Annotated in this window: 11 protein-coding genes and 1 riboswitch; of the genes, 2 read left to right on the forward strand and 9 right to left on the reverse strand. The window is 66.7% G+C overall.

Annotated elements, in window-relative coordinates:
- Positions 1-18: 18 nt before the first annotated feature.
- The 4 genes from mfd to galK all read right to left on the reverse strand — a co-directional run bounded on the left by mfd (position 19) and on the right by galK (position 6,462).
- Entirely contained in the window at positions 19-3,603 is a 3,585-nt protein-coding gene (mfd, locus tag FBF35_RS08150) for a transcription-repair coupling factor (protein WP_060565697.1), read from the reverse strand.
- Positions 3,604-3,657: 54 nt separating this feature from the next.
- Positions 3,658-4,260 carry an aminoacyl-tRNA hydrolase gene (pth, locus tag FBF35_RS08155; RefSeq protein WP_060565698.1) on the reverse strand — a complete coding sequence of 201 codons (603 nt, stop codon included), beginning with the start codon at positions 4,258-4,260 and terminating at the stop codon, positions 3,658-3,660.
- Positions 4,250-5,113: an SGNH/GDSL hydrolase family protein gene (locus FBF35_RS08160; protein WP_060565699.1), complete on the reverse strand. Its 864-nt coding sequence runs from the start codon at positions 5,111-5,113 to the stop codon at positions 4,250-4,252. Before FBF35_RS08160 ends, pth begins: the two co-directional genes overlap by 11 nt.
- Before the next feature lie 101 nt (positions 5,114-5,214).
- Positions 5,215-6,462 (reverse strand): galactokinase, encoded by a 1,248-nt coding sequence (gene galK / locus FBF35_RS08165; RefSeq protein WP_060565700.1) that lies wholly within the window; start codon positions 6,460-6,462, stop codon positions 5,215-5,217.
- A gap of 132 nt (positions 6,463-6,594) precedes the next feature.
- Here galK and FBF35_RS08170 point away from each other — a divergent pair, with 132 nt between their 5' ends.
- Positions 6,595-7,143 carry a 2'-5' RNA ligase family protein gene (locus FBF35_RS08170; protein WP_060565701.1) on the forward strand — a complete coding sequence of 183 codons (549 nt, stop codon included), beginning with the start codon at positions 6,595-6,597 and terminating at the stop codon, positions 7,141-7,143.
- Positions 7,144-7,278: 135 nt separating this feature from the next.
- Here the strand turns inward: FBF35_RS08170 and FBF35_RS08175 are convergent, their stop codons facing one another.
- From FBF35_RS08175 to glyA, 3 genes are all read right to left on the reverse strand, one after another.
- The gene (locus FBF35_RS08175; RefSeq protein WP_060565702.1) at positions 7,279-8,106 is read right to left on the reverse strand and encodes an exodeoxyribonuclease III; all 828 of its coding nucleotides are present in this window, start codon (positions 8,104-8,106) and stop codon (positions 7,279-7,281) included.
- A 129-nt stretch (positions 8,107-8,235) separates the two neighbouring features.
- Positions 8,236-9,144, reverse strand: coding sequence for a bifunctional methylenetetrahydrofolate dehydrogenase/methenyltetrahydrofolate cyclohydrolase (locus FBF35_RS08180; protein ID WP_034466062.1), 909 nt, complete (start codon positions 9,142-9,144; stop codon positions 8,236-8,238).
- A 2-nt stretch (positions 9,145-9,146) separates the two neighbouring features.
- The gene (glyA, locus tag FBF35_RS08185) at positions 9,147-10,430 is read right to left on the reverse strand and encodes a serine hydroxymethyltransferase (protein ID WP_060565703.1); all 1,284 of its coding nucleotides are present in this window, start codon (positions 10,428-10,430) and stop codon (positions 9,147-9,149) included.
- Positions 10,431-10,469: 39 nt separating this feature from the next.
- Positions 10,470-10,554: riboswitch (ZMP/ZTP riboswitch) on the reverse strand.
- A gap of 309 nt (positions 10,555-10,863) precedes the next feature.
- Here glyA and FBF35_RS08190 point away from each other — a divergent pair.
- On the forward strand, positions 10,864-11,559 hold the full coding sequence (locus FBF35_RS08190; RefSeq protein WP_060565704.1) for a sugar transferase: 696 nt from the start codon (positions 10,864-10,866) through the stop codon (positions 11,557-11,559).
- Between the two features lie 1,005 nt (positions 11,560-12,564).
- Here FBF35_RS08190 and FBF35_RS08195 read toward each other — a convergent pair.
- Both FBF35_RS08195 and FBF35_RS08200 read right to left on the reverse strand, forming a co-directional pair.
- Positions 12,565-13,344, reverse strand: coding sequence for a WecB/TagA/CpsF family glycosyltransferase (locus FBF35_RS08195; protein ID WP_410060512.1), 780 nt, complete (start codon positions 13,342-13,344; stop codon positions 12,565-12,567).
- A gap of 5 nt (positions 13,345-13,349) precedes the next feature.
- The gene (locus FBF35_RS08200; RefSeq protein ID WP_060565706.1) at positions 13,350-16,814 is read right to left on the reverse strand and encodes a fibrinogen-like YCDxxxxGGGW domain-containing protein; all 3,465 of its coding nucleotides are present in this window, start codon (positions 16,812-16,814) and stop codon (positions 13,350-13,352) included.
- Positions 16,815-16,950: the final 136 nt, after the last annotated feature.

Consider the following 16,950-nt stretch of genomic DNA (forward strand, 5'->3'; position numbering starts at 1 on the left):
TGTATTCCACCACAGGCACTACTCGCCAAAAGGCACAAGAATCTTGGTCACCAGAGTCTCCACCCACTCCAGGAGCGGGCCGTCGGTGAGCGGCGAACCGCCGACTCGCGAGGTAAGCGGTAGCGGCACGAGAACCTGGCGAACGGCGGCTTTGATGACCGTTCCGGGGTGCAGGCGCTTGAGACGCATGACCTGGGAATCGCGCAGTTCGACGGGCGAGACGCGCAGGTACTTGCCCTGCGTGACGATCTCGGTAATCCCCGCGCGTCGCACGATCTCGCGCAGCCGCGCGACGGCGAAGAGCAGGTCGACCTGGGGCGGGATGGGACCGTATCGGTCGACGAGTTCCTCGCGCACGTCCGCTTCCTGTTCGGGCGTGGAGATTGCCGCGATCTTGGCGTAGACCTCGAGGCGCAGGCGTTCGCCGCGCACGTAGCCGTCGGGAATGTGCGCGTCGACCTGCAGGTCCATGCGCACGTCGGTCTTTTCGGTGGGAGCGTCGCCTCGGTAGGCGGCGACAGCGTCGGAGACCATGCGCACGTAGAGGTCGAATCCGACGCCCTCCACGTGGCCGGACTGCGCCCCACCCAGGAGGTTGCCGGCGCCTCGGATCTCAAGGTCGCGCTGAGCGACGGCCAGGCCGGCCCCCAGCTCGGTGTTCGCGGCGATCGTCTTGAGGCGCTCGTGCGCGGTCTCGGTGAGCGCCTTGTCGCCGGGGTAGAAGAAGTACGCGTAGGCGCGTTCGCGGCCTCGTCCGACACGACCGCGCAGCTGGTGGAGCTGGGACAGGCCGAAGGTGTCGGCGCGGTCCACGATGAGCGTATTCGCGTTGGAAATGTCCAGGCCGGTTTCGACGATGGTCGTACACACGAGGACGTCGAACTCGTGGTTCCAGAAGTCCTGAATGACGGCCTCGAGCTGGTGCTCGTTCATCTTTCCGTGGGCGGTGCGCACGCGTGCCTCGGGAACCAGCTCGGTGATGTGGGCGGCGACCGAGGAGATCGAGTCGACGCGATTGTGCACGTAGAAGACCTGGCCGTCGCGCAGGAGCTCGCGTCGGATCGCGGCGCTAACCTGGGCGTCCGTGTAGGCGCCGACGAAAGTCAGGACCGGCTGGCGTTCCTCGGGCGGGGTCTGGAGGATCGACATCTCTCGGATGCCGGAGATCGCCATCTCGAGGGTGCGCGGGATCGGGGTGGCGGACATCGACAGGACGTCGACGTCGGTGCGCAGGGCCTTGAGCGTCTCCTTGTGCTCGACGCCGAAGCGCTGCTCCTCGTCGATGATGACCAGGCCGAGCTTCTTGAACGAAACGGTGCCGGTCAGCAGCGAGTGGGTGCCGATCACCAGGTCGACCTCGCCCGAGGCCAGCCCCGCCTTGACCTCCTCGGTTTCCTTCGGGGTCGAGAAGCGCGAGAGCGTGCCGATGCGCACGGGGAAGCCGGCGTAGCGTTCGGCGAAGGTCTCCGCGTGCTGGGTGACCAGCAGGGTCGTGGGCACGAGGACGGCGGCCTGATAGCCGTCCTGGATGGCCTTGAAGGCGGCGCGCACGGCGATCTCGGTCTTGCCGTAGCCGACGTCGCCGGTGAGCAGGCGGTCCATGGGGACAGGCTTTTCCATGTCGGCCTTGACCTCGTCGATGGTGACGAGCTGGTCGGGGGTCTCGACGTAGGGGAAGGCGTCTTCGAGTTCGCGCTGCCAGGGCGTGTCGGGGCCGAAAGCGTGGCCCTTGGTCTGCTGGCGCACGGCGTACAGGCGGATGAGTTCCTTGGCGACCTCGTTGACGGCCTTCTTGGCGCGGGCCTTGGTCTTGGCCCAGTCGGCGCCGCCCATCTTGGTCAGGGAGGGCTCGTCGGATCCGGTGTACTTCGAGATTTGGTCCAGCGCGTCGGTGGGCACGAAGAGCCGGTCGGCGGGCTGGCCGCGCTTGGAGGGCGCGTATTCGATGACCAGGTAGTCGCGCGTCGAGGCGGCATCCCCACGCCCGATCGTGCGGGAGACGAGCTCGATGAAGCGTCCGATACCGTGCTGGTCGTGGACGATGTAGTCCCCGGGGTGCAGGGTCAGCGGGTCGACGCCCTTGCGCCTGCGCGAAGGCATACGCCGCATGTCGCGCGTGGACGCGCCCGCTCGCCCGGTGAGGTCGCCTTCGGTAAGGATCGCGATCTTCAGGTGGGGCGCGACGAAACCGACGCCGGCCTGCGCCGTCGTAATAGTCACGAGGCCGGGATCGGGGCGCGCTTCCACGTTGTCCGCGAGCGCGGCCGGGCACGAGGCGTCGGTGAGGATGGAGCGGATGCGTCGACCCGGGCCGGGGCCTTCGGTGGTGACGACGATGCGCCAGCCGTCGCGGGCCAGGTCGGTGAGGTCGGCGGCGGCTCGGGCGAAGTCTCCGCGGTAGGGGTGCACGTCTCGGGCGCCCACGCGCATGAGGGTGGGCGAGACAACGACGGGCGCGGGGCCGTCCGCTGAGGGCGAGTCGGCCTCGGCCTCGTCGATCGCGGAGGCGAGGTCGGCGGGCGGCAGGTCGGTGAGCTCCCACCAGGGGCGCTTCCCGCTCCCCCACAGGTCGGCCAGGTCGAGGAACGAGGCCTTGGACGCCTCGAGCGGGGTGTCTGCTCCCCCGGCGGCGGCGCTCCACGCGGCGGCGAGGAACTCCTCGGTCGTGGCGACGAGGTCGGCGGCGCGGGCGCGGATGCGTTCGGGGTCGGAGGCGAGGATCGGCGATCCCGCGGGCAGCAGGTCGAGGAGGGACTCCATGCCGCCCACGAGGATCGGAGCCAGGGATTCAATGCCGGGGGCGGCGATTCCCTCGGCGGCGAGGCTGAGCATCTCGGCGGCGCCGGGCAGGCGGTCGGCGGCCTCGCGGGCGCGCGCACGCACGGCCTGAGTGAGGAGGAGTTCTCGGCAGGGGACGGCCCACAGGCCGTCGGCGGCCTCGCCGAGGGTTCGCTGATCGGAGACGGAGAAGGCGCGGATGTCGTCGACCTCGTCGCCCCACAGCTCCACGCGCAGGGGGTGGGGTTCCTGGGGCGGGAAGACGTCGAGGATGCCGCCGCGCACGCTCATCTGGCCGCGGCCTTCGACCATGTCGACGCGCTCGTAGCCCAGCTCAGCCAGGCGGTTCATGGTCTCGGTGAGGTCGAGAATGTCGCCGCTGCGCACACGCACGGGTTCGAGGTCCGCCAGGCCGGAGATGATCGGCTGGAGGAAGGCGCGGATGGGGACGACGAGGACCGAAACCGGGCCCGCACTGTCGTCTCCCGTGATCGGGTGGACGAGGCGGCGCAGGACGGCGATGCGACGCGCCATCGTATCGACCTGGGGCGAGAGGCGCTCGTGGGGCAGGGTCTCCCACGCGGGCAGCATGGCGACGCCCGGGATCCACGAGGCCAGGGCGTTGGTCAGCGATTCGGCGTCGCGCCCGGTGGCCGTGAGGACGACGAGGGGCGTGGCCGCGCGCGAGGCGACGGCCGCAAGGAGAGGCGGCCGGATGCCGACGGGCGCGACGATCGTGCCGGAACGGCCGGCTTCGACGGAGTCGATGGCCGTCTCGATCGCGGGATCGGTGGTGATGTCCGGGAGGAGTCCGGTGAGTAGCACGCGCTGCCTTTCGCGGTGAGGGTGCGCGGCGACGCCCAAGGGTCGCCGCCTCGATCAGGACCCGGTGTGCAGGGCCATCTGGGTGGGGGCGAATCCCTTGGTCACGATGTCTTCGACGACGTCTGCGGCCTGCTCGAAGGTCACGTCCCAGTCGGGGCGTTCCTTGGAGGGCAGGGGGGCGAGCACGTAGTCGGCGGGGTCCATGCGCCCCGGCGGGCGGCCCACGCCGATGCGCAGCCGGGCGTAGTCACGCGTGCCCAGGTGCTGACTGAGGGACTTCAGGCCGTTATGGCCGCCCTCTCCCCCGCCGACCTTGAGGCGCAGCGTGTGCGCGGGCAGGTCCATGTCGTCGTGGATGACGAGGATGCGCGAGGGCTCGATCTTGTGGAAGGTGGCGAGCGCACTGATCGGCCCACCGGAGGTGTTCATGTAGCTGTCGGAGCGCGCGAGAATCACGCGGGGTCCAGGCACGCCGCCGGGGCCGATCCCTAAGCGGACGTCGGCGGTGTGCGTGCGCGAGCGGTGCGAGGTGAGGGTCGCGCCGCCGCGCGAGGCGAGCACGTCGAGGGTCAAGTACCCGACGTTATGTCGGGTGGAGGCATACTGCGCGCCGGGGTTACCTAACCCGACGACGAGCCACGGTCCGTCAGTCGTCATACTCCGATTGTGCCACCCGCGCCGAGAGCATGTCCCACTGGGGGGCGTCCTCGACGACGGGGGCTGCCTCACGTCGAGACGTGGCCCACGCGTCTGCGAAGAGCTGTGCCCACTTGGTGTAGGCCGCCGAATTCGGGTGGAAGAAGTCCGCAGCGTGGTAGGCGAAGGTGTAGGTCGGCAGGGAGTATTCCTGGGTGAGGGAACGCAGGTCGACCGGGTGCGCGTCGCTGTCGGAGACGGCGGCCGCGATGCGGTCGGACATGTCCTGCGCGCGACTTTCCTGGGGCATGATGCCGAAGGACGGGATCGTGGAGACGAGCGCGTCGGCAGGCAGGACGGCGAGGACTCGACGCAGGCGCTCTTCGAACTGGCCGGGGGCCATGTCCTCGGTCATGACGTCGTTGCCGCCGATGGTCAGCGTCACCAGGTCGGGGCTGTAGGGGCCGTCCAGCAGGCCCAGGCCGCGCATCTGCGGGATCTGAGTGAGTTCCACGGATTCGATCGTGGCCCCGGAGAGGGACAGGTTGAGCAGAAGGACCTCGCGATCCATCTGCGCGGCGATCGAGGAGGCGAGGCGGGCCGGGTAGGACTCGGTGACGCGCGAGGCGCCAACGCCCTGCACGGAGGAGTCGCCGAGGGAGACGATCAGGTAGGGACGCTCATCCTCGGGATGCTCGTCGAGCTCGCGCAGGCGGTCCAGGGTCGCCAGGTTGTGGTTCTCCCATGCCTTGCGGTAGTCACCGCGCTGGGAATCCAGCCGCAGGAGGCGTCCAATCGCCAGGCCGCCGCCGAAGAGGCTCGCGCCGCCGGCTGCTGCGCCCGCTACCTGCCATGCTCGTTTGCTGATCCCCATCGGAATGTCCTTCCCTTGTGTCTGCTGGTCCTCAGTGTAACGAGGCCGGGGCCGGTGCTTCAAATGCTGAAGCACCGGCCCCTCGGTTTGTCTCAGATCGCTCAGTCCAGGCGTCCGGCGGGAGCTCCCGGGAGGGATCGGATGAAGTGAGGAGGCTCCCAGCCTCGCTCCGCGTAGGCGGCCGCGACGGCTCGTGCCACACCCTCGACGGCGCGCACGTCGACGAGCGCGATCGCGCTACCGCCGAAGCCACCGCCCGTCATTCGTGCGCCATGCGCGCCCGCAGCGCGGGCAGCCTCCACGGCCACATCCAGCTCCTCGCAGGAGACCTCGTAGTCGTCGCGCAACGAATCGTGCGAATCGTTCAGGAGAGCGCCCGCGACCGCCAGGCGCGTCCCCTCGAGCGGCCCCTCGTCAAGGAGCTCAATGAAGGCGCGCGTGCGCGCGATTTCGGAGACGACGTGGCGCGTGCGCGCGGCCAGGCGCTCATTACCCAGCGCGGCCGTGGCCTCGTCGAGGTCCTCAACGTCCACGAGCTGGCCCACCCCCAGGATGCGCGCCGACTCCTCGCAGTCCGCGCGGCGCGACCCATACTGGCCGTCCGCCAGCGAATGCTTGGCGCGCGTATCGATGACGAGGAGCTCGAGGCCGACCGCGCTCAGGTCGAAGGGAACCTGGCGCGTCGACATGTCGCGACAGTCGAGGGCCAGCGCATGGCCCTGACGGCAACGCAGAGAGGCCGTCTGATCCAGGCCACCCGTGTTCGCACCCGCCACCTGGTTTTCCGCGGCGCGGGCGGCATCCACGAGCACCTTGCGCCCCTCGTCGTTGGGGGCCTCGATCGTGCCCGCAAGACCCAGCGAGCACACCTCGTCGAGGGCAACCGCGGTCGCACACTCGAGCGCGGCGCTCGACGACAGGCCACCTCCCAAGGGCACACACGACCACAGGGCCGCGTCAAAACCGGGCAGCGGCCCGTATCCCGCCTGCTCGAGGGCCCACGCGACACCGGCGAGATAGGCGGTCCAATGGTTGGCGACCTCGCCAGAGGTCCCCTTCGGGCCGATCACGTCGAGATCGAGGACGTCGATCGCCTCGCGCGTCTGCGGCGAAATCAGGCGAATCGTCCGATCCTCACGAGGCGACAGCGCCACGTAGGCGCGGTGCGGCAGTGCGATCGGAACGCACGGACCACCGTTGTAGTCCACGTGCTCGCCGATGATGTTGACGCGCCCGGGCGCGCTCCACACGCCCCGAGGCTCGTAGCCAAACGCGTCACGGAACAGGTCTGTGGCCTGCGCGGCCCCTTCATCGGGAGTAGCGGCGTCGGCCCACACGAGATCAGTCACAAGATCCTCCTTGGTCTCACTTCCACAAGGCTACGTGAACGCCCTCACACCCTTCAAGCGCTACGGCCTCATCGAACCCGCCCCAACACCCGGTACAGTGGAGCCACCACAACCGCGACACAGGCAGGCCCCATGTTCCTCCCCCAACGACTCCCCGGCCAGGACTGGCTCGGCGTCGTCGTCGCGATCCCCGAACCGTGGGTCACACAGCTCACCGACCTGCGCCTGCGCCTGGGAGACCTTGCGGGATCACGCATCCCCGCGCACATCACGCTGATGCCACCCACGCCCGTCGCACGCGAGGCACGCGCCGAGGTCATCGACCACCTGCGCTCCATCGCCTCGAGGCATTCCCCCTTCCGCGTCACCCTGTCGGGCACCGATTCCTTCCGCCCCGTCTCCAACGTCGCTTTCATGACGCTGGCCGAAGGCGCCTCCGACTGTACGTACCTCGCCGAGGAGATCCGCTCCGGCCCCCTCGACCACGAGATGCGCTTTCCGTATCACCCTCACGTGACTCTGGCACAGGACGTGGACGACGTCGCCCTGGACATGGCACTCGATATCGGAGCGACCGTCGAGGCCTCGTGGATCGTTCCCGGTTTCCGCCTGGACCGCATCGACCCGTCGGGCATCTACTCCTCGATGGCACTGTTCGACTTCGACGCCTCCGGGCACTAATTCGCTGCTTACCAAGCCTTTGCACGCTGGCGTTCCGGGCGCCGGAGGCACCGGCCATTCACGGGCACCTCAGCGCACACACGAAAGGCCGCGGCCCGGGAAGGACTCCCAGGCCGCGGCCTCGTCGATAAAACGTCAGATCTCGTAGGTCACGGAGACCGGCGCGTGATCCGAGAAGCGCTCCGCGTACTCGTCGGCGCGGCCGATCTCGAAGGAACGCGCGCGCTCGCCCAGGGCGGGCGTCGCGTACTGGTAGTCGATGCGCCAGCCCGCGTTGTTGACGAAGGCCTGACCTCGCCATGACCACCACGAGTAGGGGCCCTGCACGTCGCCGGCCAGGTCGCGCACGGTATCGCGCCACCCCTCCTCCACCCACTGGTTGAGGAAAGCAATCTCCTCGTCGAGGACGCCGGCGCGCTTGTTGTGGTTCGGCTTCCAGTTCTTGATGTCGGCCTCCGAGCGCACGACGTTGAAGTCGCCGCACACGAGGGAAGAGATGCCACCGGCGGCCTCTTCAGCAATCAGCTCTGCCATGCGTGCGCCGATGCGGGGCAGGTGCGCCATCTTGGCCTCCTGCTTGGGGGTATCCTTCTCGCCCGAGTGGAAGTATGCGGAGACGACGCGCACGGGGGTGTCGCCGCCCTCGGGACGCACGACGGCCTCGAGCCAGCGGCCCGAATCCACGTCCGTCTCGGCCTCGTCGAGAATCAGGCGCGGCTCACCCTCCAGGACCGCGCGCCCGCGTCGCACTGCTACGCCCACGCCCGCGCGCCCCTTGATGCGGCAGGGAACCCACACGCTCTCCCAGTCCTCGCCCATGATCTCGCGGGAGATCTCCTCGGGCGCACGCACCTCCTGCATGAGCAGCACATCCGTATCGCTCGCCTCCAGCCAGTCGAGGAAGCCGCGCTTGTGGGCGGCTCGGATGCCGTTCAGGTTCACGGTGGTCACCGTCAGAGTCATCGTTTTCTCCTTACGCGAGTTTTCTTCAGTCTAGAGGAACGAGGAGGCGCGGCGAGGAATGGACATCCTCACCGCGCCTCCTCTTCGTTCCCGCGCTCACGCGTCGTTTGCCGAGGCCACGCGCACCTGTCAGTTCGCGCTAATTCCCGCCTGGCGTTCGGCCGCCTCGACGACGTTCGTCACGAGGAGTGCCCGAGTCATCGGGCCAACGCCGCCGGGGTTGGGGCTCAGCCAGCTGGCCACCTCATCCACGCCGTCCGCGACGTCGCCCATCAGTCGAGCCTTGCCATCCTCGCCCTGCACGCGGCTCACGCCGACGTCGAGGACGATGGCGCCGGGGGCGACCATGTCACGAGTGATGATCCCAGCGGATCCCGCCGCGGCCACGATGACGTCCGCACGACGCACGTGATCGGCCAGGTCGGTCGTGCCCGTGTGGCACACGTCGACCGTCGCGTTCACTTCCTTGCGCATGAGCAGGAGGCCGATCGAACGCCCCACGGTCACGCCTCGACCGATAACGCACACGTTCTTGCCGGCCAGGTCGATCCCATGGCGTTCCATGAGCTCGATGACCGCGCGCGGCGTGCACGGCAGAGGCGAATCGATGGGACCCGAGCCTCGCAGCACGAGACGCCCGAGGTTCATCGGATGCAGGCCATCCGCATCCTTCGCGGGGTCGATACGCTCCAGAACGGCGTTCGTATCGATGCCGCGAGGCAGCGGCAGCTGCACGATGTAGCCCGTGCAAGCAGGATCCGCGTTGAGCTGGTCGATCGCGGCCTCCACCTGTTCCTGCGTCGCGTCAGCGGGCAGGTCCACGCGGATCGACTCAGCGCCGATCTGAGCGCAATCGCGGTGCTTGCCGGCGACGTAGGCGACGGACCCGGGGTCCTCTCCCACGAGGATCGTGCCGAGGCCCGGGACAACCCCAGCCTCGCGCAGACGATCGACGCGCTCCTTCAGCTCCGCCTTAATGGCGGCAGCGGTCGCCTTGCCATCCAGGACCCCGGCGGGGCCCTCCCAGGGAGCCCTCACGATCAGAGCCCGGCGTACAGCGGGTGCTTGTCCGTCAGCTTCTTGACGCGGGCGCGCAGGGCGTCCACCTCAACATTGCCGCCGGACGCACCCTGCGACAGGGTCGTGCCGATGATGTCCGCAACCTCGGCGAAGTCCTCGGCGTCGAAGCCACGCGTCGCGAGTGCGGGGGTGCCGATGCGCAGGCCCGAGGTGACGGCCGGCGGACGGGGGTCGAAGGGAACGGCGTTACGGTTGACGGTAATACCGACCTCATGCAGCAGATCCTCGGCCTGCTGACCGTTGAGCTCGGAGTCGACCAGGTCAACGAGGACGAGGTGCACGTCGGTGCCACCCGTGACCAGCTTGATACCGGCCTTCTTCGCGTCGTCAGCGCCCAGGCGCTCGGCAATGATCTGCGCGCCCTCGAGGGTGCGGCGCTGGCGGTCCTTGAATTCGTCGGTCTGCGCGACCTTCATGGCGATGGCCTTCGCGGCAATCGCGTGCATGAGAGGGCCGCCCTGCTGGCCGGGGAACACGGCAGTGTTGAGCTTCTTGCCCCACTGCTCGCCGCGCGAGGACAAGATCATGCCGGAACGAGGACCACCCAGGGTCTTGTGGACCGTCGTCGTCACCACGTCAGCGAAGGGGACGGGGTTCGGGTGCAGGCCCGCGGCCACGAGGCCCGCGAAGTGAGCCATATCCACCCAGAGGGCGGCACCGACCTCGTCCGCGATGTCACGGAAGGCCTGGAAGTCAAGGTGACGCGGGTAGGCGGACCAACCGGCGATGATGACGCGCGGACGCTCGGCGAGAGCAGCCTCACGAACCTTCTCAGGCTCGATGCGCATGGTCTCACGGTCAACCTCGTAGGCGACGGCCTTGTAGTTCTTGCCCGAGAAGTTCAGGCGCATGCCGTGGGTCAAGTGACCGCCGTGGGCCAGCGACAGGCCGAGGATCGGGTCGCCGACATTCGCCATAGCCATGAGCGCGGCAGCGTTGGCCTGCGCACCGGCGTGGGGCTGAACGTTCACGTAGTCGCCGCCGAAAACCTGCTTCGCACGTTCGATGGCGAGCGACTCTGCGACATCCACGAACTCGCAGCCACCGTAGTAGCGGCGGCCCGGGTAGCCCTCGGCGTACTTATTAGTCAGGACCGAGCCCTGCGCCTCGAGGACGGCGCGCGGGACAAAGTTCTCCGAGGCGATCATCTCGAGAGTGTCACGCTGGCGACCAAGCTCGGCGTCCAGAACGGCCTGAATCTCAGGATCCAGCTGCGCAAGTGTCATGTCATTGAGGGAATCCATGGGGTTCTCCTATTGATCATCCGATGATGGTTGGCAGTGGCCTCTAGCCCAGGCGGGCGGCTATCGATGCCGACGCGTCGCTCCCCGGTGGTGGCCCACCTATTCGCCAGTCACGACACGCTGACCAGTCTATCGCTCAGCGGTTTTCCGCGCATTCTGCCAAGGTGTCAGCAAGCTACCAGCTGGTCACGCAACGTTCAGATCTGACTTGCACAACTCGTCAGGTGCACGAAATCACAGCCTTTTTTCGCTTGTACTTAACCCTTTGGTTAGCAACCAAGCTAACCATATGGATAGACTAGGGTTAACACCTAACGGTGACTGAGTTGCGCCAGGGACGTTTACCTAGTAAACATCCCAGTCCAGAGCGGATTTTCCGCCTCTAACCGACATGCAGCATTTGAGTTTGATGAAGTAGAAGGAAGACGCACAGATGACAACTTTGACGAAGCCCACCGCACGAGCCGCATCCACGGCTCTCGCATTCGAGCACGCGTCGGATCTTGCCGCCTCCGCCGACAACGCCATCAAGCGCATGTGCGACATTTTCGCAGCTCTTTTCGGCATTATCCTGCTGACCCCGCTGTGGATTATTGTCGCCGCGATGGTGCGCCTGAACGACGGCGGCCCCGCTCTCTTCACTCAGGAGCGCGTCGGCCTCGACGGCAAGACTTTTACCATGTTTAAGTTCCGCACCATGCGCGTGGACGCCGAAGAGCTCAAAGCCTCCCTCATGGAGGCCAACGAGGCCGACTCCTCCGCCGGAAATTCGATCATGTTCAAAATGGCCAACGATCCGCGCATTACGCGCATCGGAGCCTTCCTGCGCAAGACGTCGATCGACGAGCTGCCCCAGCTGTTCAACGTCCTGCGTGGCGACATGTCCCTCGTGGGCCCGCGCCCCCCACTCCCCAGCGAGGTCGCACAGTACGAACCCCGCGTGATGGGCAAGTTCGCCGTCCGCCCCGGCATCACCGGTCTCTGGCAGATCTCCGGCCGCTCGAACCTCTCCTGGGATGAGACCGTCCACCTGGACCTCTCCTACGCCCAGCACCGCTCCCTCACCCTCGACGCGTGGATCATGCTTCAGACCATCCCCGCGCTCCTGCGTCACGAGGGCGCCTACTAAGCCTTTCCTCTCTGTGTGTGATTGGGTGTGGCCCGAGCCGATTGGCTCGGGCCACACCTTTATCTTCAACGCCCCACCACGGCCTCAAATCCCCGCAACCACAAGGCAATTCACATCGGCTTGGACAGCGCGGCGAGGCCCCATCGCAGTACCTCACGGCAGTGATCACCGCACCACTTCCACCCCTCAGCCACACGTCAGGACCGGATCAACGAGGCTCACGTAGGCCACCCCACCCATTTGAAGATTGAGTCGTCAAACTCGCACATTGCGCTAGCGATCGATTCACATTGCACGGAAGCGCGCATACAGAGAGCAGCTCATCAGCCTCAAGAGAGTTTGACACCTACGCATAAGAGCACCCTTTGCCACCCACATCACAGGGAGGCATCACACCCTCATAATGTTTTGTGTGGGCTACGCCATTCACTGCATAACCCTTTTTAAGCATCTATCCGGAAGCATTTTGAGACACGCTCAGCGCCGCTCCCCCTCCCCCACGCTCGCCCCTTGTGTGCTCCCAAAAGCCGACCAGGGCACTCACACGAAAGAGCCCCTGACCTGCGAGCACACACCTTCACGCGAACCCTGTTGGTGGCCATTCTTCGAGACGTAGAACCGTCCGAAAACAGCCTTGCGCCCCACTTACCGCGGGCACGGGCCCGGAAGACATCTGGCAGGCCGCAGAACATCCGCACCGCAAACTGGATAGGAAGCGACGATCTGGATAGGTTGGAGCGATCTGGATAGGAAAATAACCTATCCCGAAGCGCCGTTCCTATCCAGAACCCCCATCGCAGCCGCCTGGAGCGTACGTCGCCGGATACAGGGGCGTGGCCACACTGGCCGCACACATTGCCAGATGACAGCAGGTACGAGCAACCGTCCCTACGCGCCAGTAGCCGTCACCACCTACCATCGGGCAGCACCAGCCCATCTGGCGATGCAAAGGAGGCCGGACCCCGCAGGGCCGGCCTCCTTCACAACGACTAGCGTCAACCTCGGTCAGCGAAGCGTCACGCCACCGACCAGTCCGAGATCGTCGAAGCTACCCATTGCCTCGAGCCGCGAGATGAGCTCGGGCGCGTGAGCGACGAAGTCGAGGGCTTCGACGGTGTAGCGCTTGGTGAGCCGCTTGGGCTCGTGCGCGATGCGCCAGGCCCACCCGAGGCGGGCGGCGTGCACCCAGTTCGGGAAATAGTCGTCGGCAGCGCGTGCGTACTGGTCGATCCAACCGCCCGCGGTGCACACGGACGCCTCGGGCAGGAGGCCGAGAACGAAGGACGCGACGACCTCCTGGAGACCGGCCCCCAGGCCGACGATCACGAGGCGTGGATCGAAGGCAGTGAGCACCGAGGGATCGACCTTCAGCCGACGAAGCCCCTCGTACCCGTCGATGACCTGCACATCGAAGCGGTGCAGGCGCTCGGCTGCGGCCTGACCAGCCTCGGGAACAGCCCCGATGAGGGTGATGCGGGTGCCATCCTCGAGGCGTTCAAAGACGTGCGGCAGGACGAGGTCCGCGGAGGTGCGGGCGACCTCGTGGCCTGCTGCGCGCAGACGCATCTGCAGGAGGGTCCCGTCGAAGCCGACGGTGTGCATGCGGGCAAGCGCACGGAAGTCGGCGTGCAGGAGGGACCAGTGGTTGAGCCACGTGGTCGTGTGCCCTCGGGTGAGCACGCGCTGCGCCATCGCGTCGAACGCGGGGTCGGTCGCGGGGGCGCCGACCGCGCCGGCGGCCTCGGCCTCTTCCGAGCCGCCGGCGGGGGTTGACGTCACGGTCATGGAGATCACCTCACCAGGCTTGCCGTGAGATCAAAGGTCACGGACGATGCTTTCGCGTAGTTGGCGTGAGACTCAACGGCGATACGGTTGACGCCATCCTTGAGCAGCTTGCGGGGCACCGTGATGCGCACGAGCTTGTTCTTCGCCGTAGTGAGGCCCACGTTGGAGGAGGCTCGCGTGTTGGCGTCGATCGTGCCCTCGGGCATGTTCACGCGCTTAATTTCGGTGCCGTTCACGTAGATGACTGCACCATCGTCAACGCGGACATCGAGGGTGACCTCGAAGTCGGCGCTGAGGGTACCGAAGTTGACGTCACGCACGAAGTAGTTCGTGATGGCTCGGTCCGCCGCAGGCATCGTGAAGGGCGTACCGGCGTCGCGGTCGCCCCAGCCGAGCGGGCTGGCGCCGTGCTTCCACGAGGACAGGTCGGCGGTGGAGTTCCACTTGGCGTCGGGCGCTTCCTTGGAGTTCCAGTAGTTCCAGTACATGCCCGAGAACAGGAAGGGTCCGAAGTTAAGCGCAGACACGTCGAGGACCTCGAGGGGCTTGTCCGGGTCAGGCGTGAGCGGAACATCCGGCTGCGGCTGGGGTGCCGGCTCCGGTTCGGGCGCGGGAGCGGGTGCCGGCTCGTTGCCCTTAGTGACGACCTGTACCATGCCGTCGATGGTCATCGACGAGCTGGAGCGGTAGTTCAGGTGTGTTTCGACGGCCAGCGTGTTCGCGCCGGCGACCAGCTTGTCCGCGGGGACGAAGACCAGCTGTCGGTCGGCTCGCGCAGAGGGCGTCGAGACAGAGGCGGATGCGAATGTAGACGCGTCAACCGTTCCATCGCCCATGCGCTGGCGAGCCACCTCGTTGCCGTTGACGTACACCACGGCACCATCGTCAGCCGTCACGGCGACGTTGACGCCGCCGATGGCGGTGGGATCAGCGACCGTGAAGTTGATTCGCGCGTAGGTGGTGACGGGGCGGGTCTTGGCCGTGCCCGGGGTCAGCTTCGTGTTGAGGCCGGGGCCGCCGTAGCCGATCGGGGATGCACCGCGGCTCCATGCAGAGTCGTCGAACGAGGTCTGGGCCCAGTTCTCGGCGACCGGATCGGTCGACCAGTGGTACGCCCAGGTGTCGTCCTCGTCGACGAGCAGCGAAGAATCGTCGGGCTGCGCGGGCTTACCGTTGGAGTCGACCACGTAGGCGTGCGTGGACGCGCCGCGCAGGCCGTCGGAGGCGACAGCGCGCACGAAGAAGCGGTTCTTGCCGCCCAGGGGCACGGTCACGGAGTTCGAGGTCGTGGTGGCGATCGGACGATCGTCACGCAGGATGTCGTAGGAGACGGCACCGGGCACGGAGGACCACTTGAGGGTCACCTGCTGGGAGTTGCCGTCGGAGGCGCGCAGGTTGGCGGGCACGGCGGGTGCGGTAGCGTTGCGCGCAGGCATGCGCACGAAGCCGCCGGACCACTGTCCCGAGGTGAGCGACGTGTAGGAGTAGTTGAAGTCGCCGCCTGCCCACAGCGCGCCGTCGTCGCCCATTTCGAGGGCCCACGCGCCGGTGAAACGCTGGGAGGACAGGCGGTAGGGGGTCCAGCCGAGCTGGCGGCCCGTGGCCTCGTCCCAGCCGCCGACCCACTGGATTTCGTCGGCACGCGTCCAGGAGGTGCCCAGCGTCAGGTAGTGGTAGGCGTCCTGGAAGGCGAAGTCGGAGCAGTGGCACGAGGCGTAGACGACACCCGTGGCGGAGCGGGTGCTCGCCTGAACGTCTCCGCCGTTCTGCATGGTGATGGAACCCGAGGTGCGGGTCATCGAGTCGGAGTTGTATCCGAAGAGCGAGTGCTGCGAGCCGCCGAAGTACACGCGGCCGTTGCGCGCGGTGACGGTCTGCTGGTACTTGCCGATCAGGTAGGAGTGCTGGAAGGTCCAGGACGAGTCCAGCGCAGCGCCGGTGGCTGTGGACAGTCGACCCGCATTTTCGACGACCAGGTTGTGCGCGCGCGTGAAGTAGCCGGCAGCGTAGTAGTAGGTCTCGTTTTCGTCAACGTCGATATCAATGACGGTGCCGTTGAACTCGGGGTTCCACGAGCGGTCGGGCTTGCCGTTGATATCGAGGCGCGCGCCGTTACGGGCATAGGTCCACGACGCACCGTTGCCCTGGAAGTGCGTGAAGATACCGCCCAGGTAGATGTGGTCGTTGATGATCTTGATGGACTTCACCGAGACGCGGCCACCGTTGGCGCCGGTGCGCGCCTGCAGGGTCCACGACGGGTCGATCTGGCCGGTCGCGGGGTCGATCAGAACCGTGCCGACGTGGGTCTCACCGTTGACCCGGGTGAAGTCGCCGGCCACGAGGAGCTTGCCGTTAGGCAGCTCAGCGAGGTCCTTGACCTGGTTGTTGAAGGAGAAGGTCTGTCCGTTCCACTCCCCCGTCGTCGCGTCGAAGCCGGCGAGACCACTGGAGGCGATTTCCTGGCCGTTCTTACCCTTCTGCACGCCGGTGAAGTTACCGCCGACGTACATGGTCGAGCCGATCTGCTCGAAGGCCTGGACCTGGATATTGCCTTCCTTGTAGGAACCGTTGAGGTTGCCGGTCACGCCCCAAGACATCGGCGAGGCGAACTCAGAAGCGGTGTCCTTCTGCTTTTCGGCGGGCGTGCCGCCGTCGCCGATGGCGCGGAAGCTGGCATCCGTCGAGCGCAGCTGCGGGCGGATGTAGGCCTCGGCGTAGGGGTTAATGATCGAGCCGTTGTAGTGGAAGTACGACGTCGAGGAGGACGTGTCGGCCCACGACGTGGCGAGAGGGCCGTAACCCCAGCCCATCGTGTACTTGTTCTGCGCGGAGGCCGTCAGGTTGACGTATCCCCAGCCAGTGTTCGTGCCGAAGCCCGACCAGACGATGCCGCCGTTGACCCACCACTCGCGGTTGAACTTCACGTCCACGGGGTGGGCGCTCTTAAAGGGCCAGATGAAGTCGCGCATCTTCGGGAAGCGCATGCGTACCGTCTGGTAGGCGGTGCCCCTGTGGTTCCAGGCGCGCTGGACCATGATGCCGTCATCGAGGTCGGAGACCGCGGTGCCGCCGAGCAGGCCGTTGACGGTTTCGTGCGAGGCCTGGACGACGTCGAAGTCGCCGGCCGTACGCGGACGGGTCTTGAGCTTCTCCTGGTCGCCCTTCCCTTGGCTCCACGTCTCCCAGCCTTCGCGGCCGCGACCGATGAGGACCCAGCCGCCGCCGTCCGTGGTCTGGTCGCAGAAGAACTGGCCGGGGGCCTCCATGGTGGAGGTCTGCAGCCAGTACGTTCCGTTCTGAGAACGCGGGTCGTTCTGCTTGATTTCCCAGCACGAGGCCGCAGCGGTGGCCTCGCTCAGGCCATCGTGGAGCGGGTCGGCGGCTGCGTGGGCAGCCGGGGAAAATGCAAGCACGCTCAGGCCGGTCACTGATGCCAGTCCGAGCGCCAAGCAACGGCGCATAAAACTCATGGGGTCCTCACAGGTATCGCGTAAATGGTTACTTCTATAGTGTCACGATAATTGCCAGCGCTCAACCACTTGGTTAGGAGGAGGTGGGAGTCGTTTACCACATACAAGTCAACCCCTGCCAAAACGGCAGGGGTTG

This window comes from Schaalia odontolytica (genome assembly GCF_005696695.1).
Lineage (GTDB): Bacteria > Actinomycetota > Actinomycetes > Actinomycetales > Actinomycetaceae > Pauljensenia > Pauljensenia odontolytica_C.